A 13,667-nucleotide genomic window follows, 5' to 3' on the forward strand; every position below is an offset into this window, starting at 1 on the left:
GCCGCGCGTTCAGATCCCATTGCTTTAGAAGACGAATCGAATGAATCCCATCCAAGTTGGCCTGCTCGGCATCGGCACGGTCGGTAGCGGCACCTTCAAGGTGCTCCGGCGCAACCAGGAAGAAATCAAGCGCCGCGCGGGCCGCGGCATCGAGATCACGATGGTCGCCGATCTCGATACGGCGCGCGCCAGGGAGGTGGTCGGCGATAGCGTGCAGGTCGTCAACGACGCACGCGCCGTCATCGCCAATCCCGAGATCGACATCGTGGTCGAGCTGATCGGTGGCTATGGCATCGCCAAGCAGCTGGTGCTCGAGGCGATTGCCGCCGGCAAGCACGTGGTCACCGCCAACAAGGCGCTGCTCGCCGTGCACGGCACCGAAATCTTCGCGGCGGCGCACGCCCAGGGCGTCATGGTGGCCTTCGAAGCCGCGGTCGCAGGCGGCATCCCGATCATCAAGGCGCTGCGTGAAGGCCTCACGGCCAACAGCATCCAGTGGATCGCCGGCATCATCAACGGCACCACCAACTTCATCCTGTCGGAGATGCGGGACAAGGGCCTCGACTTCGCCACGGTGCTGAAGGAGGCGCAACGCCTGGGCTACGCCGAAGCCGATCCGACGTTCGACATCGAAGGTGTCGATGCCGCGCACAAGGTCACTCTGATGAGCGCGATCGCCTTCGGCATCCCGGTGCAGTTCGACAAGGCGCACATCGAGGGCATTACCAAGCTCGCCGCGCAGGACATCAAGTACGCCGAGCAGCTCGGCTACCGCATCAAGCTGCTGGGTGTGACCAAGCGCAAGGCGCAGGGCATCGAGCTGCGCGTGCATCCCGCGCTGGTGCCTTCCAAGCGGCTGCTCGCGAACGTCGAAGGGGCGATGAACGCGGTGGTGGTCAACGGCGATGCCGTCGGCACCACGCTCTACTACGGAAAGGGCGCCGGCAGCGAGCCGACCGCCAGCGCGGTGATTGCCGACCTGGTCGACATCGCGCGCCTGCACACGGCCGATGCGGCGCACCGCGTTCCGCACTTGGCCTTCCATCCCGACGCAATGAGCGACCTGAAGGTCCTGCCGATGGCCGAGGTGGTGACCAGCTACTACCTGCGCCTGCGAGTGGCGGACGAGGCCGGCGTGCTCGCCAAGGTGACGGGCCTGCTCGCCAGCGCCGGCATCAGCATCGATGCCGTGCTGCAGCGGGAAGCCGACGAAGTGGGCGGCGAAGGCTCGACGCAGACCGACTTGATCATCCTCACGCACGACACGCGCGAAGGGACCCTGGACGACGCGCTCGCCCAACTGCAGGCGCTGCCCACGGTGCTGGCGCCGATCGTGCGCATTCGCAAGGAAGAGCTGTCCTGATGCGTTATCTCTCCACGCGCGGTCACCCGGACCGCCGACGTTTCTGCGAGATCCTGTTGGAAGGTCTGGCGCCCGACGGCGGCCTGTACCTGCCCGAGCGATACCCCCAAGTCGATGCCGCCACGCTGGCGAAGTGGCGTGGGCTTTCCTACGCCGAGCTGGCGTTCGAAATCCTCTCGCTCTACATCGACGACATCCCGCCTGCCGACCTGAAGGCGATCTGCGCGAAGACGTACACCGCCGAAGTGTTCGGCACGGTCGAAATCGTTCCGCTGCGCGAGCTGGAGGATGGCGTCTACCTCGAGGCCCTGTCCAACGGCCCCACGCTCGCGTTCAAGGACATGGCGATGCAGCTGCTCGGCAACCTGTTCGAGTACGAACTGGCCCGCCGTGGCGAAGAGCTCAACATCCTCGGCGCGACCAGCGGTGACACCGGCAGCGCCGCCGAGTACGCGATGCGCGGCAAGAAGGGCGTGCGAGTCTTCATGACCTCGCCGGACGGGCGCATGAGCCCGTTCCAGCAGGCGCAGATGTTCAGCCTGCAGGACGCGAACATCCACAACATCGCGATCGCCGGTGTGTTCGACGACTGCCAGGACATCGTCAAGGCGGTGTCGAACGACCTGGCCTTCAAGCGCAAGTACAAGATCGGCACGGTCAACTCGATCAACTGGGCGCGCTTGCTGGCGCAGGTCGTCTATTACTTCGCGGGGTACTTCCAGGCGACGGGCGGCAACGACAAGCAGGTGAGCTTCACCGTGCCGTCCGGAAATTTCGGCAACGTCTGCGCCGGCCACGTCGCGCGCACGATGGGCCTGCCGATTCGCACGCTCGTGGTCGCCACCAACGAGAACGACGTGCTCGACGAGTTCTTCCGCACCGGCGTCTACCGGGTGCGCTCGGCCGCCGACACACACGAGACGTCGAGCCCGTCGATGGACATTTCCAAGGCAAGCAATTTCGAGCGCTTCGTGTTCGACCTGGTCGGCCGCGACGCAGCGAAAGCGCGCGGGCTGTTCGAGGACGAACTCGGCCGCGAAGGCCGCTTCGATCTGAGCAAGGATCCGGTCTTCGCCCAGGCCGCGACGCGTTTCGGCTTCGCGAGCAGCCGGAGCACGCATGCCGACCGGCTCTCCACCATCCGCGATACCGACAAGCGCTTCGCGACGCTGATCGACACGCACACCGCCGACGGCCTGAAGGTCGCGCGCGAGCACTTGGTGCCGGGCGTGCCCATGATCGTTCTGGAAACCGCGCTGCCTATCAAATTCGCCGAAACGATCGTCGAAGCGTTGGGGCACGAGCCGGAGCGTCCCGCACGCTTCGAGGGCATCGAAGCGCTCCCCAAGCGCGTTGTCAAGCTGCCGGCTGATGCCGAAGCGGTCAAGGCTTACATTGCGCAGCACTGCGACTGATGCGGTAGGCGACGCATGAAAGTCATCGGCTTCGCCGGTTACTCGGGGGCGGGAAAGACGACGCTGGTCGAGCGGCTGATTCCCGCGCTCAAGTTGCACGGGCTGCGCGTTTCGGTGGTGAAGCACGCGCACCACAAGTTCGACATCGACCATCCCGGCAAGGACACCCACCGCCACCGCGAGGCAGGTGCATTCGAGGTGGTGGTCGCGTCGGACAAGCGGCTGGCGCTGATTCGCGAATTCGAGCAGCCGACGCACCTCGATGTGCACCAACTCGTTGCCGAACTCGATACCGGCGTCGACTGGGTGCTGGTGGAGGGCTTCAAGCACAGCGATCTGCGCAAGATCGAGATCTGGCGCGCCGCCGGGGAGGGCGAGGCGGCCCGGCCTGCGCGCTATGTCGACGACAAATTCATCGATGCCATCGCAACAGACGATCCGCACAGTCTGCCGTTGCCAACCGACCTGCCGATCTTTGACCTCGATGACGTCGATGGCATCGTCGCCTGGCTGCTGCTGAATGCCGAACGTTTCGACTACAAGGTGAAGCACCATGGCTAGCACTTCCCCGCGTCCTCCGCTGATGGCCCTCGACGAGGCACTGTCTCGATTACTCGCCGCCGCGACGCCGAAGGTCGGGATCGAAAGCGTGTCGACCTTCGAGGCCGATGGTCGTGTGCTCGCCCAGGACGTGGTGTCGGCGCTGACGGTGCCGCCACGCGACAACAGCTCGATGGACGGCTACGCGGTGCGGATGGCCGACTGTGCCGCGCCCGGTGCCGTGCTCCGCGTGGCACAGCGCATCCCGGCTGGCACCGTGGGCACGCCGCTCACGGCCGGCACGGCAGCCCGCATCTTCACCGGCGCGCAGATTCCCGAAGGTGCCGACGCGGTCGTGATGCAGGAAGACACGAGCGCACTGCCCGAAGAGGGCGGCCTGGGTAGCGTACGCATCGATATCGCGCCGGCCGTGGGTCAGTGGATTCGCCGCGCCGGCGAAGACGTTGCCGCCGGCGACATCGTGCTGTCGAAGGGCGAGCGTCTCACGCCTGCCGGGCTGGGCCTGGCTGCAAGCGTCGGGCTGGCCCAGCTCGAGGTTTCGAAGCGCCCCCGCGTTGCACTGCTGTCGACTGGCGACGAACTCGTGATGCCGGGCGAGGTGTCGCCGGAGGCGATGAAGCCGGGCTCGATCTACAACTCGAACCGCTTCTTCATGCGCGCGCTGCTTCAGCGGCTCGGATGCGAGGTCAGCGACCTCGGCATCGTGCCGGACCGGCGCGACGCGACCATCGAGGCGCTGCGCGCTGCGTCCCTGAGCAACGACCTCATCATCACCACGGGCGGTGTTTCGGTGGGCGAGGAAGACCACATCAAGGCTGCCGTCGAGCACCTGGGGCAGCTCGACCTGTGGTCGCTGTCGATGAAGCCGGGCAAGCCCTTCGCTTACGGCCGGATCGGCAACGCGCATCTCACTGGCCTGCCTGGGAATCCGGTGTCGAGCTTCCTGACCTTCCTGCTGCTCGTGCGGCCATTTCTGCTCACCTTGCAAGGTGCAGCGCGCGTGGCGCCGCAGGCGATCCCCATGCGCGCCGATTTCGACTGGCCGCGCGCCGATCGCCGTCGCGAGTTTCTGCGCGCACGTCGCAATGCGGCGGGCGGGCTCGATGTATTCGCCAACCAGAGCTCGGGTGTGTTGACATCCACGGTCTGGGGCGACGGCGTGATCGATACGCCTGCCGGCCAGCCGTTCAAGGCCGGCGATACCGTGCAGTTCATTCCGTTCGCGTTGCTGCTGGCCTGAGCATGAAGATCAACGTCCGCTATTTCGCCTCCGTCCGCGAAGCGCTCGGAACGGGCAGCGAAGCGGTGGAAACCACCGCATCCGACCTCGGCGCGCTGCGTGATGAATTGATCGCGCGTGGCGAACCGCACGCCAGCGTGCTTGCGCGCGGCCGCGCGGTACGCATGGCGCTCGATCAGGTGATGAGCGGCGAGGGCGCCGAACTGCGCGACGGCAGCGAGGTCGCCTTCTTTCCACCCGTCACGGGCGGCTGAGCGCGGCCTGGATTTCCAGCAAGCGCTCGCGTAGCTCGTCCGAAGCGCGCGTCATCGGCGCCCGCAAGTCGTCCTGCATCAAACCCTCGTTGGCAAGAATGGCCTTGAGCGGTCCGGGATTGGCGTCGCTGAAAAGTGCTTCGATCAGCGGCAGCAAGGGCTGCCATTGCGCACGGGCATCGGCAAGGCTGCCTTCGCGAAGCAGGCGCAGTACCTTGACGAAACGTTCGGTCTGCAGGTGCGCACTGGCGGCAATGGCGCCGGCGCCGCCCTCGGCCACCGTGCTGAACATCTGCGCGTCTTCGCCAGCCAGCACTTGGAGCCGGCCGTCCGCGATCAGCGCGCGTGTCTTGCCCGCGTCGCCACCGCAGTCCTTGATGGCGCGGATGAGCGGGTGGTCTGCGAGTGCAAGCAGCGTCTCGCGCGTCAGGGTGCTGCCGGTGCGGTAGGGGATGTCGTAAATCAGGAGCGGCACCGCGCCAGCCCCAGCAATCTCGCTGAACCAATCGATGAGTCCCGCCTGCGACGGCCGGATGTAACTTGGCGCGGGCACGAGCAGTCCGGCCAATTCGCGATCGGCGAGTCGGCGCACCCACTCCCGCGTCTTGCCAAGGTGGTAGCCCGAGATGCCCATGATGCGCGGCAGCGACCGTGCCGTCCTGGCGACGGTATCGAGCACCGCCAGTTGTTCGTCGCTGTCGAGCGCAGCGGATTCGCCCGTGGATCCGCAGACGACGAAGCCGGCGATGCCGGTGGGCGCGAGTTGCTCGACCAACCGAGCGAGTGCGGGATGGTCAATCGCCTCGTCGCGAAACGGCGTCACGAGCGGAATCCAGAGGCCCGAGAAATCGGGGGGAGGAGAGAGAGTGTCTTGCACGCGGATTTCCTTTCAGGAATCGACCGATGGACAACCATCGTCAGATGCGCGCGCACAACCAGCTTCGACCTGGGTCTTGCAGTTCCGTCGCTCATCCGACGACGGAACCGAAGCTCCGGTCAGACGAGCTTTGGTTTTTTGGCTTTGCCTTGCTGGCGCACGCAGGCCGGTTCTTCGTGGGAAGAAAGAAGGCGTTGCAGGGCACGGGAAGGCATCGGCGGAGTCTATCGCAGTGCCACAATCCCGGGATGACCGGTGCACGTGTTTCGATCCAAACCGAAGACTTCGATCTGCAGACGGAGGTTGCCGCGTTGCGCCAGGCCGACGCGCGCGTGGGGGCGGTCTGCAGCTTCATCGGCACGGTGCGTGACCGGAACGACGGGAGCACGGTCGCTTCGATGGAGTTGGAGCATTACCCCGGCATGACCGAGAAGGCGATCGAGGCCATGATCGACGAGGCGCATCGCCGCTTCGACATCCTCGGCGCCCGTGTGGTCCACCGCGTTGGGCTGTTGCAGCCGCTGGACCAGATCATGATGGTGGCCGTCATCTCGGCCCATCGCGGCCAGAGCTTCCAGGCCTGCGAATTCCTGATGGACTATCTCAAGACCCAGGCGCCGTTCTGGAAGAAGGAACAGACGCCCGAAGGTGCGCGCTGGGTCGACGCCAGGGTCGACGACGACGCAGCGCTGGCGCGCTGGGGCATCACCGCCAGCAACGCCTGACGCGAGCCAGTTACTGGGGCTGGAAGCCGCTGGCTCTAATGATCTGTTCCCAAGTCTGCGTATAGCTGCGCACGCGACCAGCGAATTGCCCTTGCGGCATGAAGCTGACCGTCAAGCCCATGGCCACCAGGCGCTCGCGCACATCAGGCATGGCGAGCACCTTCGACAGCGCTTCGCCGAAGCGATCGATCACCGGCTGCGGCGTGCCCACCGGCGCGAAGATGCCGTAATAAGGCAGGTCTTCCAGTCCCGACAGGCCGAGTTCCGCGAAGGTGGGCACTTGCGGTAGCACGGCCTGACGCTTGCCGCCGATCACGGCAACCACGCGGATCTTGCCGGCCTTCTGGTTCTCGATGAAGTCGGGAACGGAGCCGATGCCCGCGCTGATCTGGTTGCCCAGCATGTCGGCCATCATCGGCGCGCTGCCGCGGTAGGGTGCTGCCTGGAGGTCGAGCTTGTACTTGGTGCCGATCAGCTTGACCAGGAACTCGGGGATCGAAGCTGGTGCCGGCACGCCGATGGTGTCCTTGCCGCCGCGCTGGGTCCTCACCCACGCCACGTACTCATTGACCGACTTGGCCGGCGTGCCACCGGACACGGCGAGCGCATTGGCAAAGGTCGCGAAGCCCGCCACGGGGACGAAGTCGCGCGCCGGATCGAAGCCCGGGTTCTTCACCACCAGCGGCAGGATCGAGATCGAGTGGTCATGCGAGAGGAAGAGCGTGTGGCCGTCGGCCGGCGAGGCTTTGAGCGCCTGCGCGGCGATCTGGCCGCCTGCGCCGGCGCGGTTCTCGACCACGACAGGGCTGCCCAGCTGGTCCTTGAGCTTCTCGGCCAGCGTACGGGCAATGACGTCGGTGCCCCCGCCGGCTGGGAATCCGACCAATAGCCGGATCGGCGTGCCGGCGGGCTGCGCGAGCGCCATTCCCCCGGCGGCCAGCAGGCCCGCCGCGAAAACGCCGCGCATCAGGCGCGAGGCGCCACCCCATGTTGACTTCAGCATCTGTCGACTCCAAATGATTGCTTGATGAAAAAAGTCCGGACGGTCTTGATATCGCCTCGGAACAGCCCTATTTTGAATGCAGGAATCAAGCCATGCGCCAAGACAAACTCACCACCAAATTCCAGGAAGCCCTCGCGGACGCCCAGTCGCTCGCCTTGGGCAATGACAACGCGTACATCGAACCTGTCCACCTGCTGGTCGCGATGCTGCGCCAGGACGACGGTCCTCGGGCGCTGTTGGAGCGTGCCGGCGCCAACGTGCCCGGCCTGCTGCATGCCGCCGAAGCCGCCATCAAGAAGCTGCCGCAAGTGCAGGGCCATGACCAAGTGCAGGTCGGCCCCGAACTCGGCAAGCTGCTGCAGGCGACCGAGAAGGAATCGATAAAGCGCAACGACCAGTTCATTGCGAGCGAACTCTTCCTGCTGGCACTGGCGGACAGCAAGGCCGATATCGGCAACCTTGCGCGCAGCAATGGTGTCACGCGCAAATCACTCGAAGCCGCGATCGAAGCGGTGCGCGGCGGGCAGGGCGTGAACAGCGCCGATGCCGAAGGCCAGCGAGAAGCGCTCAAGAAGTATTGCCTCGACCTCACCGAGCGTGCGCGTCTCGGCAAGCTCGACCCGGTCATCGGCCGCGACGAGGAAATCCGCCGTGCCATCCAGGTGCTGCAACGCCGCACCAAGAACAACCCCGTGCTCATCGGCGAACCCGGCGTCGGCAAGACCGCGATCGTCGAAGGTCTCGCACAGCGCATCGTCGCGGGTGAAGTGCCCGAATCGCTCAAGGGCAAGCGCGTGCTGTCGCTCGACATGGCGGCACTGCTCGCCGGTGCCAAGTACCGTGGCGAGTTCGAGGAGCGGCTGAAGACCGTGCTCAATGAACTCGCGAAGGACGAAGGCCAGACCATCGTCTTTATCGACGAGCTTCACACCATGGTCGGAGCAGGAAAGGCCGAGGGCGCGATGGATGCGGGCAACATGCTCAAGCCGGCCCTTGCACGCGGCGAGTTGCACTGCGTCGGCGCGACCACGCTCGACGAATACCGCAAGTACATCGAGAAGGACGCCGCGCTGGAGCGCCGCTTCCAGAAAATCCTCGTGGGTGAGCCGAGCGTCGAAGCGACGGTCGCGATCCTGCGCGGCCTGAAGGAGAAGTACGAAGTCCACCATGGCGTCGACATCACCGACCCGGCGATCGTCGCGGCGGCCGAGCTGTCCGACCGCTACATCACCGACCGTTTCTTGCCCGACAAGGCCATCGACCTGATCGACGAGGCTGCGGCCAAGATCAAGATCGAGATGGACTCGAAGCCAGAGGCCATGGATCGTCTGGACCGCCGCCTGATCCAGCTGCAGATCGAGCGCGAAGCCGTGCGCCGCGAAAAGGACGAGGCCTCGCAGAAGCGCTTCGGCCTGATCGAGGACGAGATCGCCAGACTGCAGAAGGAAATCGCCGATCTCGACGAAATCTGGCAAGCCGAGAAGGCGCAGGCCCAGGGCAGCGCGCAGATCCGCGAAGAGATCGACAAGATCAAGTTCCAGATCGCCGAGTTCACCAGCAAGGGTGACTTCAACAAGGTGGCCGAGCTGCAATACGGCAAGCTGCCGGGGCTCGAGAAACGCCTGAAGGAAGCGCAGGAGACGGAAGCGAACAAGGGCAAGTCCAGCGTACCCACCTTGCTGCGCACGCAGGTTGGCGCCGAAGAGATCGCCGAGGTCGTGGCGCGCGCCACCGGCATCCCGGTCTCGAAGCTGATGCAGGGCGAGCGCGACAAGCTGCTCATGATGGAAGGCAAGCTGCACGAGCGCGTGGTCGGCCAGGACGAGGCCATCGGTGCGGTCGCCAACGCGATCCGCCGCTCGCGCTCGGGGCTGTCGGACCCGAACCGTCCCACGGGCTCCTTCCTGTTCCTGGGCCCCACGGGCGTGGGCAAGACGGAGCTGTGCAAGGCGCTCGCGGGCTTCCTGTTCGACAGCGAGGATCACCTGATCCGCGTCGACATGAGCGAGTTCATGGAGAAGCATTCGGTCGCGCGTCTGATTGGTGCGCCGCCCGGCTACGTGGGCTACGAGGAGGGCGGCTACCTGACCGAAGCCGTTCGCCGCAAGCCCTACAGCGTGCTGCTGCTCGACGAGGTCGAGAAGGCGCACCCGGATGTCTTCAACGTGCTGCTGCAAGTGCTCGACGATGGTCGCCTGACCGACGGCCAGGGCCGCACCGTGAACTTCAAGAACACGGTGATCGTCATGACCAGCAACATCGGCTCGCCGATCATCCAGGCGATGGTGGGCAGGCCGGGCGAAGAGATCAAGGAGGCGGTCTGGGACGAGCTGAAGAACTACTTCAGGCCCGAGTTCCTCAACCGCATCGACGAGACGGTCGTGTTCCATGCGCTCGACGCGAAGAACATCGAGGCGATCGCGGCGATCCAGCTCAAGGTGCTGCAGGAGCGCCTGGCGAAGATGGACCTGGGGCTCGATGTGTCGCCGGCGGCGCTGGCGGAGATCGCCAAGGTCGGCTTCGATCCGGTGTTCGGTGCGCGGCCGCTCAAGCGAGCGATCCAGCAGCGCATCGAGAACCCGTTGTCGAAGCTGCTGCTCGACGGAAGCTTCGGGCCGAAGGACACGATCGTCGTGACCACCGACCCGATCCAGGCGCCTGGGCAGTTCGCGTTTGGCAAAGCCGGGGAACAAAGCGCCGAGGCCGTGGCCTAAGCCCGATGCTGAACTTTTTTCTGCGCTTGGTCCTGTTCTTCCTCGGCCTCATCTTCGCGGCCAGCCTGGCCGTTGCCGTGCTCCTGCTGGCAATGGTCTGGGGGCTGCGTTACGGATGGGCGCGCCTCACGGGGCAGCCCGTGAAGCCGTGGGTGATGCGCTTCGACCCGCGCGGCGGCTTCGATCGCTTCCGGGCGGCGGGCCGTCCCGCCGAGCCGACGGCGGCCGATGTCGTCGCCGCGCGCGCACGGGGCCAGGAGGCCGACAGCCCGGTGCGCTTGCGCGATCCTGGCCAGGTGACCGACGTTCAGGCGCGGCCGGTATCGCGTGAGGAGTGAGCGTGTCGGGCGCGATAAGGCGACTCGACGCAAGCCAGAATAGCGGATGACCTTGCCGCACCCACCCGTCCTGATCGATCCGCTGGAGGTCGAGTTCAGCGCGATCCGTGCGCAGGGCGCGGGCGGACAGAACGTCAACAAGGTCTCCAGCGCGGTGCATCTGCGCTACGACATCCCGGCCAGCTCGCTGCCCGACGATGTCAAGGAGCGCCTCCTCGCCTTGCGCGACAGCCGCATCACGCAGGAGGGCGTGCTCGTGCTGAAGGCGCAAAAGCACCGCAGCCAGGACAAGAATCGCGCCGATGCGCTCGCACGCCTGCAGGAACTGGTCGACAGCGTTGCCGCGCCGCCTCGCGTGCGTCGCGCCACCAAGCCAAGCTACGGCGCGCGGCAGCGCCGGCTCGAGGGCAAGAGCCAGCGCTCGGCCATCAAGAGCCTGCGTGGGCCGGTGAGGGATTGAGGTTGTCTCGAGGAGTGCCGGACGCGTTGGATAGGGCCGCCAGCGCCTCGGCGTCGGTCCGGTAGCTGAAGAGCATCGGCCCGGGCGCCAGCAGCCCGGCGCGGTCGAGCACCTGCTGCGCAGGCAGCTTGAGGCCCGAGATGTGAAAGCGCACGCCCTGCGATTCGAGCAGCCGGCGAATGCTGCCGAAGACTTCGGCGCCCGTGATGTCGATGCGGTTGATCGGCTGCGCAAAGAGGCACACATCGGTCAGGCCGGGCCGCTCGGCCAATGCAACGGTGACGGCGCGCTCCAGCGTGCTGGCGGACGCGAAGTCGAGTTCCGCATCCATGCGCAGCGCATAGAGGTCGGGCGCAAGCAGCGGCAGATGCCACAGGTGACGGTCGCGCAGGCTGCCGTCCGGGTGCAGGCCGACTTCGATGATCCTCGGATGCAGATGCCGGTACATGTAGTGCGCCAGCGCCGCGAGCAGGCCACCCAGCACGCCCCAATAGATCGATGGTGCGGTGGCGATGGTCAGCGCAAAGGTGCTGAGCGCGATGGCCGCCTCGATACGCGAGATGTGCCACAGGGCGACGAAAGCAGATGGCCGCAGCAGGCCGATGGTTGCCGTCGCCACGATCGATGCCAGCACCGCCTGCGGCACGTGATAGAGCAGCGGCATGGCCCAGAGCAATGCAGCCGCGACCACCGCGACGCTGAAGAGCGTCGCCCACTGGGTCTTGGCGCCCGCGTAGAGCGTGATTGCCGAGCGCGAGAACGATGAACTGGTCGGGAATGAGCCCGTGAGGCCCGAAGCGATCTTGCCCAGCCCCTGGCCGATCAGGTCCTGGTTTTCGTTCCACAGCTTGCCGGCGCGCGCGTTGTCCACCTTGGCGCTCGAAGCCGTTTCGAGAAAGCTCACGAGCGTGATCAGGAAGGCCGGTAGAAGCAGCGTGCCCAACTGGTTCAGTGACAGCCCGCCCGGCCAGTAGAGCGAGGGCAACCCTGAGGGCAGCTTGCCGATCACCGCGCCGCCCTTCAGCGCATAGCCGACCGCGGCACTGGCGGCCGCCGCGACTGCGACGAGCGCCATGGTGGTCGGGAAGCGCGGCATCATCCGCTTGCCCAGCCACAACATCGCCATGCCGCCCAGGCCGAATGCGATCGCGATCGAGTCGGGCGGCGGTCCATGCAGCACCTGGGCGAACGAGCGCCCCGTGAAGCCCAGCAGCGCCGGCAGTTGCGAGAGCGTGATCAACACGGCCGCGCCTTGCGTGAAGCCCATCAATACTGGCGAATTCACCATGCGCAGCAGCCAGCCGAAGCGCGCCGCGCCCAGCACCACCTGCATCGCTCCCGACAACAGGGTCAGCCAGACGGCGAAGGCGACCCATTCGCTGCTGCCCGGAATGGCGAGCGGCGCGAGGGACGCGCCGACCAGCAGGCTCGTCAACGCCGTGGGCCCGACCGACAGCCGCGCCGAGGAACTGAAGAGCAGCGCGACCAGTGCCGGCAGCAGCGCGGCATACACGCCTGTCACCAGTGGCATTCCCGCCAGCGCGGCGTAGGCAACGCCTTGCGGGATGACCATCAGCGCCACCGTGACGCCGGCCGTGGCCTCGTTGATGAGGAGGGCCCGGTCGGGGCGCGGCCAGGAAAGGAAGGGGAACCAGCGCGTGAGCTGGTGGCGATTCAAGGCCATGGCCTTGGTGCGCGGAAAGGTGGGAAATGCACCCGGCGATGATACGAAAGCGCCCGGCGCTGCGGCGGCTAGGACCGTCTCTTGTGCTGGAACGCCGTCGGCGATTGCCCCGTTGCCGCCTTGAACATCGCGCAGAAGGCGCTGTCGGTTGCATAGCCGCTCGCCGAGGCGACCTGGCTCACCGCCATGCCGCGCGCGAGCAAGGGCAGTGCGTGGGCGAGCACGGCCTGCTGACGCCACTGCTGCCAGCTCATCCCGAGCTGGTCGCGAAACAGGCGTGCCACGGTGCGCTCGCTGGCACCGATGGCCTCGGCGCGTTCGGCCAGCGTGGCGCGGTTGGCCGGATTGCGCAGCAACGCTTCGCACAACTGGCGCAGCCGCTTGTCGGAGGGCAGCGGGACGTCGATACGGATTTGCGTCGCGCGCTCGAGTTCATCGACCAGAAGTGGCGCAATCCACCGTTCGCGCTGCGCTGCATGGGGATCCGCCGGCGGCAGGCCGTCCGGTGTCGTATCGAGCGCGAGCATCAGCGCCCGCAGCAAGGGGCTGATCTCCAGTACCTCGCACCTCTCCCATGCCGGCCCGAGCCAGCTATGGAGGTACACGGTGCGAAGTTCGGCGTCCTCGATCAGCGTGACGCTGTGCGCCATGTCGGCCGGTACCCACAGGGCGCGCGAGGGCGGCACGATGTAGCTGCCGTCTTCCGTGCTCAGGCGGATCACGCCGCGCGTCGAGAAGGTCAGTTGTGGCCACGGATGCTTGTGCAGGTCGACCAGCGTGTCGGCCTTGAGAAAGTGCTCCTTGGCCCGCAGCGGGCGCAGCGCGTTGGGCTCGTACAGATGAGGCGTCAGGGGGCCCACGCTCGTCGTGGCGTCGGGGTGGGGCGAGTTGGGGCGCTTGGTGCTCGTGTCGACGGGCGCCGGAGGCGGGGCGGTGGACGGCATGATTTCGACAAATGTTGTCTCTGTATCGCCATTCTGCCGCGACGCGCTGGCTTAGGATCGACGTCCAATCCAGTTTGTTGTTGCAATCC

At 66.2% G+C, this 13,667-nt stretch carries 13 protein-coding genes; 9 read left to right on the forward strand and 4 right to left on the reverse strand.

The features are described from left to right. Nucleotides 1-40: 40 nt before the first annotated feature. Genes QTI24_RS00840 through QTI24_RS00860 form a run of 5 tightly spaced genes read left to right on the forward strand, consistent with a single transcriptional unit; the run spans nt 41 to nt 4,833 of the window. The gene (locus QTI24_RS00840; RefSeq protein WP_286597717.1) at nt 41-1,363 is read left to right on the forward strand and encodes a homoserine dehydrogenase; all 1,323 of its coding nucleotides are present in this window, start codon (nt 41-43) and stop codon (nt 1,361-1,363) included. Continuing rightward, the gene (gene thrC, locus QTI24_RS00845) at nt 1,363-2,778 is read left to right on the forward strand and encodes a threonine synthase (RefSeq protein ID WP_286597718.1); all 1,416 of its coding nucleotides are present in this window, start codon (nt 1,363-1,365) and stop codon (nt 2,776-2,778) included. The genes QTI24_RS00840 and thrC overlap by 1 nt, the downstream gene beginning before the upstream one ends. Before the next feature lie 15 nt (nt 2,779-2,793). Next, on the forward strand, nt 2,794-3,339 hold the full coding sequence (mobB, locus tag QTI24_RS00850; RefSeq protein ID WP_286597719.1) for a molybdopterin-guanine dinucleotide biosynthesis protein B: 546 nt from the start codon (nt 2,794-2,796) through the stop codon (nt 3,337-3,339). Next, the gene (locus QTI24_RS00855; RefSeq protein WP_286597720.1) at nt 3,332-4,579 is read left to right on the forward strand and encodes a molybdopterin molybdotransferase MoeA; all 1,248 of its coding nucleotides are present in this window, start codon (nt 3,332-3,334) and stop codon (nt 4,577-4,579) included. Before mobB ends, QTI24_RS00855 begins: the two co-directional genes overlap by 8 nt. Before the next feature lie 2 nt (nt 4,580-4,581). Then, nucleotides 4,582-4,833, forward strand: a complete 252-nt coding sequence (locus tag QTI24_RS00860; RefSeq protein WP_286597721.1) for a MoaD/ThiS family protein — start codon at nt 4,582-4,584, stop codon at nt 4,831-4,833. Here QTI24_RS00860 and dapA read toward each other — a convergent pair. Further along, a complete protein-coding gene (dapA, locus tag QTI24_RS00865; protein WP_503011214.1) occupies nt 4,820-5,716 on the reverse strand; it encodes a 4-hydroxy-tetrahydrodipicolinate synthase in 897 nt (298 codons plus the stop codon). The two genes, QTI24_RS00860 and dapA, sit on opposite strands and share 14 nt — an antisense overlap. 242 nt (nt 5,717-5,958) lie before the next feature. On the opposite strand from dapA, the gene QTI24_RS00870 reads away from it, so the two are divergent. Next, nucleotides 5,959-6,435 carry a molybdenum cofactor biosynthesis protein MoaE gene (locus tag QTI24_RS00870; protein ID WP_286597723.1) on the forward strand — a complete coding sequence of 159 codons (477 nt, stop codon included), beginning with the start codon at nt 5,959-5,961 and terminating at the stop codon, nt 6,433-6,435. A 10-nt stretch (nt 6,436-6,445) separates the two neighbouring features. Here QTI24_RS00870 and QTI24_RS00875 read toward each other — a convergent pair whose 3' ends face one another. Further along, the gene (locus tag QTI24_RS00875; protein WP_286597724.1) at nt 6,446-7,438 is read right to left on the reverse strand and encodes a Bug family tripartite tricarboxylate transporter substrate binding protein; all 993 of its coding nucleotides are present in this window, start codon (nt 7,436-7,438) and stop codon (nt 6,446-6,448) included. A gap of 92 nt (nt 7,439-7,530) precedes the next feature. On the opposite strand from QTI24_RS00875, the gene clpB reads away from it, so the two are divergent. Genes clpB through arfB form a run of 3 tightly spaced genes read left to right on the forward strand, consistent with a single transcriptional unit; the run spans nt 7,531 to nt 10,950 of the window. Next, nucleotides 7,531-10,152, forward strand: coding sequence for an ATP-dependent chaperone ClpB (gene clpB, locus QTI24_RS00880; RefSeq protein ID WP_286597725.1), 2,622 nt, complete (start codon nt 7,531-7,533; stop codon nt 10,150-10,152). Nucleotides 10,153-10,157: 5 nt separating this feature from the next. Beyond that, a complete protein-coding gene (locus tag QTI24_RS00885; protein WP_286597726.1) occupies nt 10,158-10,490 on the forward strand; it encodes a hypothetical protein in 333 nt (110 codons plus the stop codon). A gap of 46 nt (nt 10,491-10,536) precedes the next feature. After that, nucleotides 10,537-10,950, forward strand: coding sequence for an alternative ribosome rescue aminoacyl-tRNA hydrolase ArfB (gene arfB, locus QTI24_RS00890; protein WP_286597727.1), 414 nt, complete (start codon nt 10,537-10,539; stop codon nt 10,948-10,950). Here arfB and QTI24_RS00895 read toward each other — a convergent pair. Both QTI24_RS00895 and QTI24_RS00900 read right to left on the reverse strand, forming a co-directional pair. Continuing rightward, nucleotides 10,919-12,634: a SulP family inorganic anion transporter gene (locus QTI24_RS00895; protein WP_286597728.1), complete on the reverse strand. Its 1,716-nt coding sequence runs from the start codon at nt 12,632-12,634 to the stop codon at nt 10,919-10,921. The two genes, arfB and QTI24_RS00895, sit on opposite strands and share 32 nt — an antisense overlap. Nucleotides 12,635-12,702: 68 nt before the next feature. After that, nucleotides 12,703-13,578, reverse strand: a complete 876-nt coding sequence (locus tag QTI24_RS00900; protein WP_286597730.1) for an AraC family transcriptional regulator — start codon at nt 13,576-13,578, stop codon at nt 12,703-12,705. Nucleotides 13,579-13,667: the final 89 nt, after the last annotated feature.

This window comes from Variovorax sp. J22P240 (assembly GCF_030316855.1).
GTDB lineage: Bacteria > Pseudomonadota > Gammaproteobacteria > Burkholderiales > Burkholderiaceae_C > Variovorax.

Coding starts and splice junctions, on each gene's coding strand:
- arfB (WP_286597727.1), top strand. CDS start 10,537: ATGACCTTGCCGCACCCACCCGTCCTGATCGATCCGCTGGAGGTCGAG.
- QTI24_RS00855 (WP_286597720.1), top strand. CDS start 3,332: ATGGCTAGCACTTCCCCGCGTCCTCCGCTGATGGCCCTCGACGAGGCA.
- QTI24_RS00860 (WP_286597721.1), top strand. CDS start 4,582: ATGAAGATCAACGTCCGCTATTTCGCCTCCGTCCGCGAAGCGCTCGGA.
- QTI24_RS00870 (WP_286597723.1), top strand. CDS start 5,959: ATGACCGGTGCACGTGTTTCGATCCAAACCGAAGACTTCGATCTGCAG.
- QTI24_RS00885 (WP_286597726.1), top strand. CDS start 10,158: ATGCTGAACTTTTTTCTGCGCTTGGTCCTGTTCTTCCTCGGCCTCATC.
- mobB (WP_286597719.1), top strand. CDS start 2,794: ATGAAAGTCATCGGCTTCGCCGGTTACTCGGGGGCGGGAAAGACGACG.
- thrC (WP_286597718.1), top strand. CDS start 1,363: ATGCGTTATCTCTCCACGCGCGGTCACCCGGACCGCCGACGTTTCTGC.
- QTI24_RS00875 (WP_286597724.1), bottom strand. CDS start 7,438: ATGCTGAAGTCAACATGGGGTGGCGCCTCGCGCCTGATGCGCGGCGTT.
- QTI24_RS00895 (WP_286597728.1), bottom strand. CDS start 12,634: ATGGCCTTGAATCGCCACCAGCTCACGCGCTGGTTCCCCTTCCTTTCC.
- QTI24_RS00900 (WP_286597730.1), bottom strand. CDS start 13,578: ATGCCGTCCACCGCCCCGCCTCCGGCGCCCGTCGACACGAGCACCAAG.
- QTI24_RS00840 (WP_286597717.1), top strand. CDS start 41: ATGAATCCCATCCAAGTTGGCCTGCTCGGCATCGGCACGGTCGGTAGC.
- clpB (WP_286597725.1), top strand. CDS start 7,531: ATGCGCCAAGACAAACTCACCACCAAATTCCAGGAAGCCCTCGCGGAC.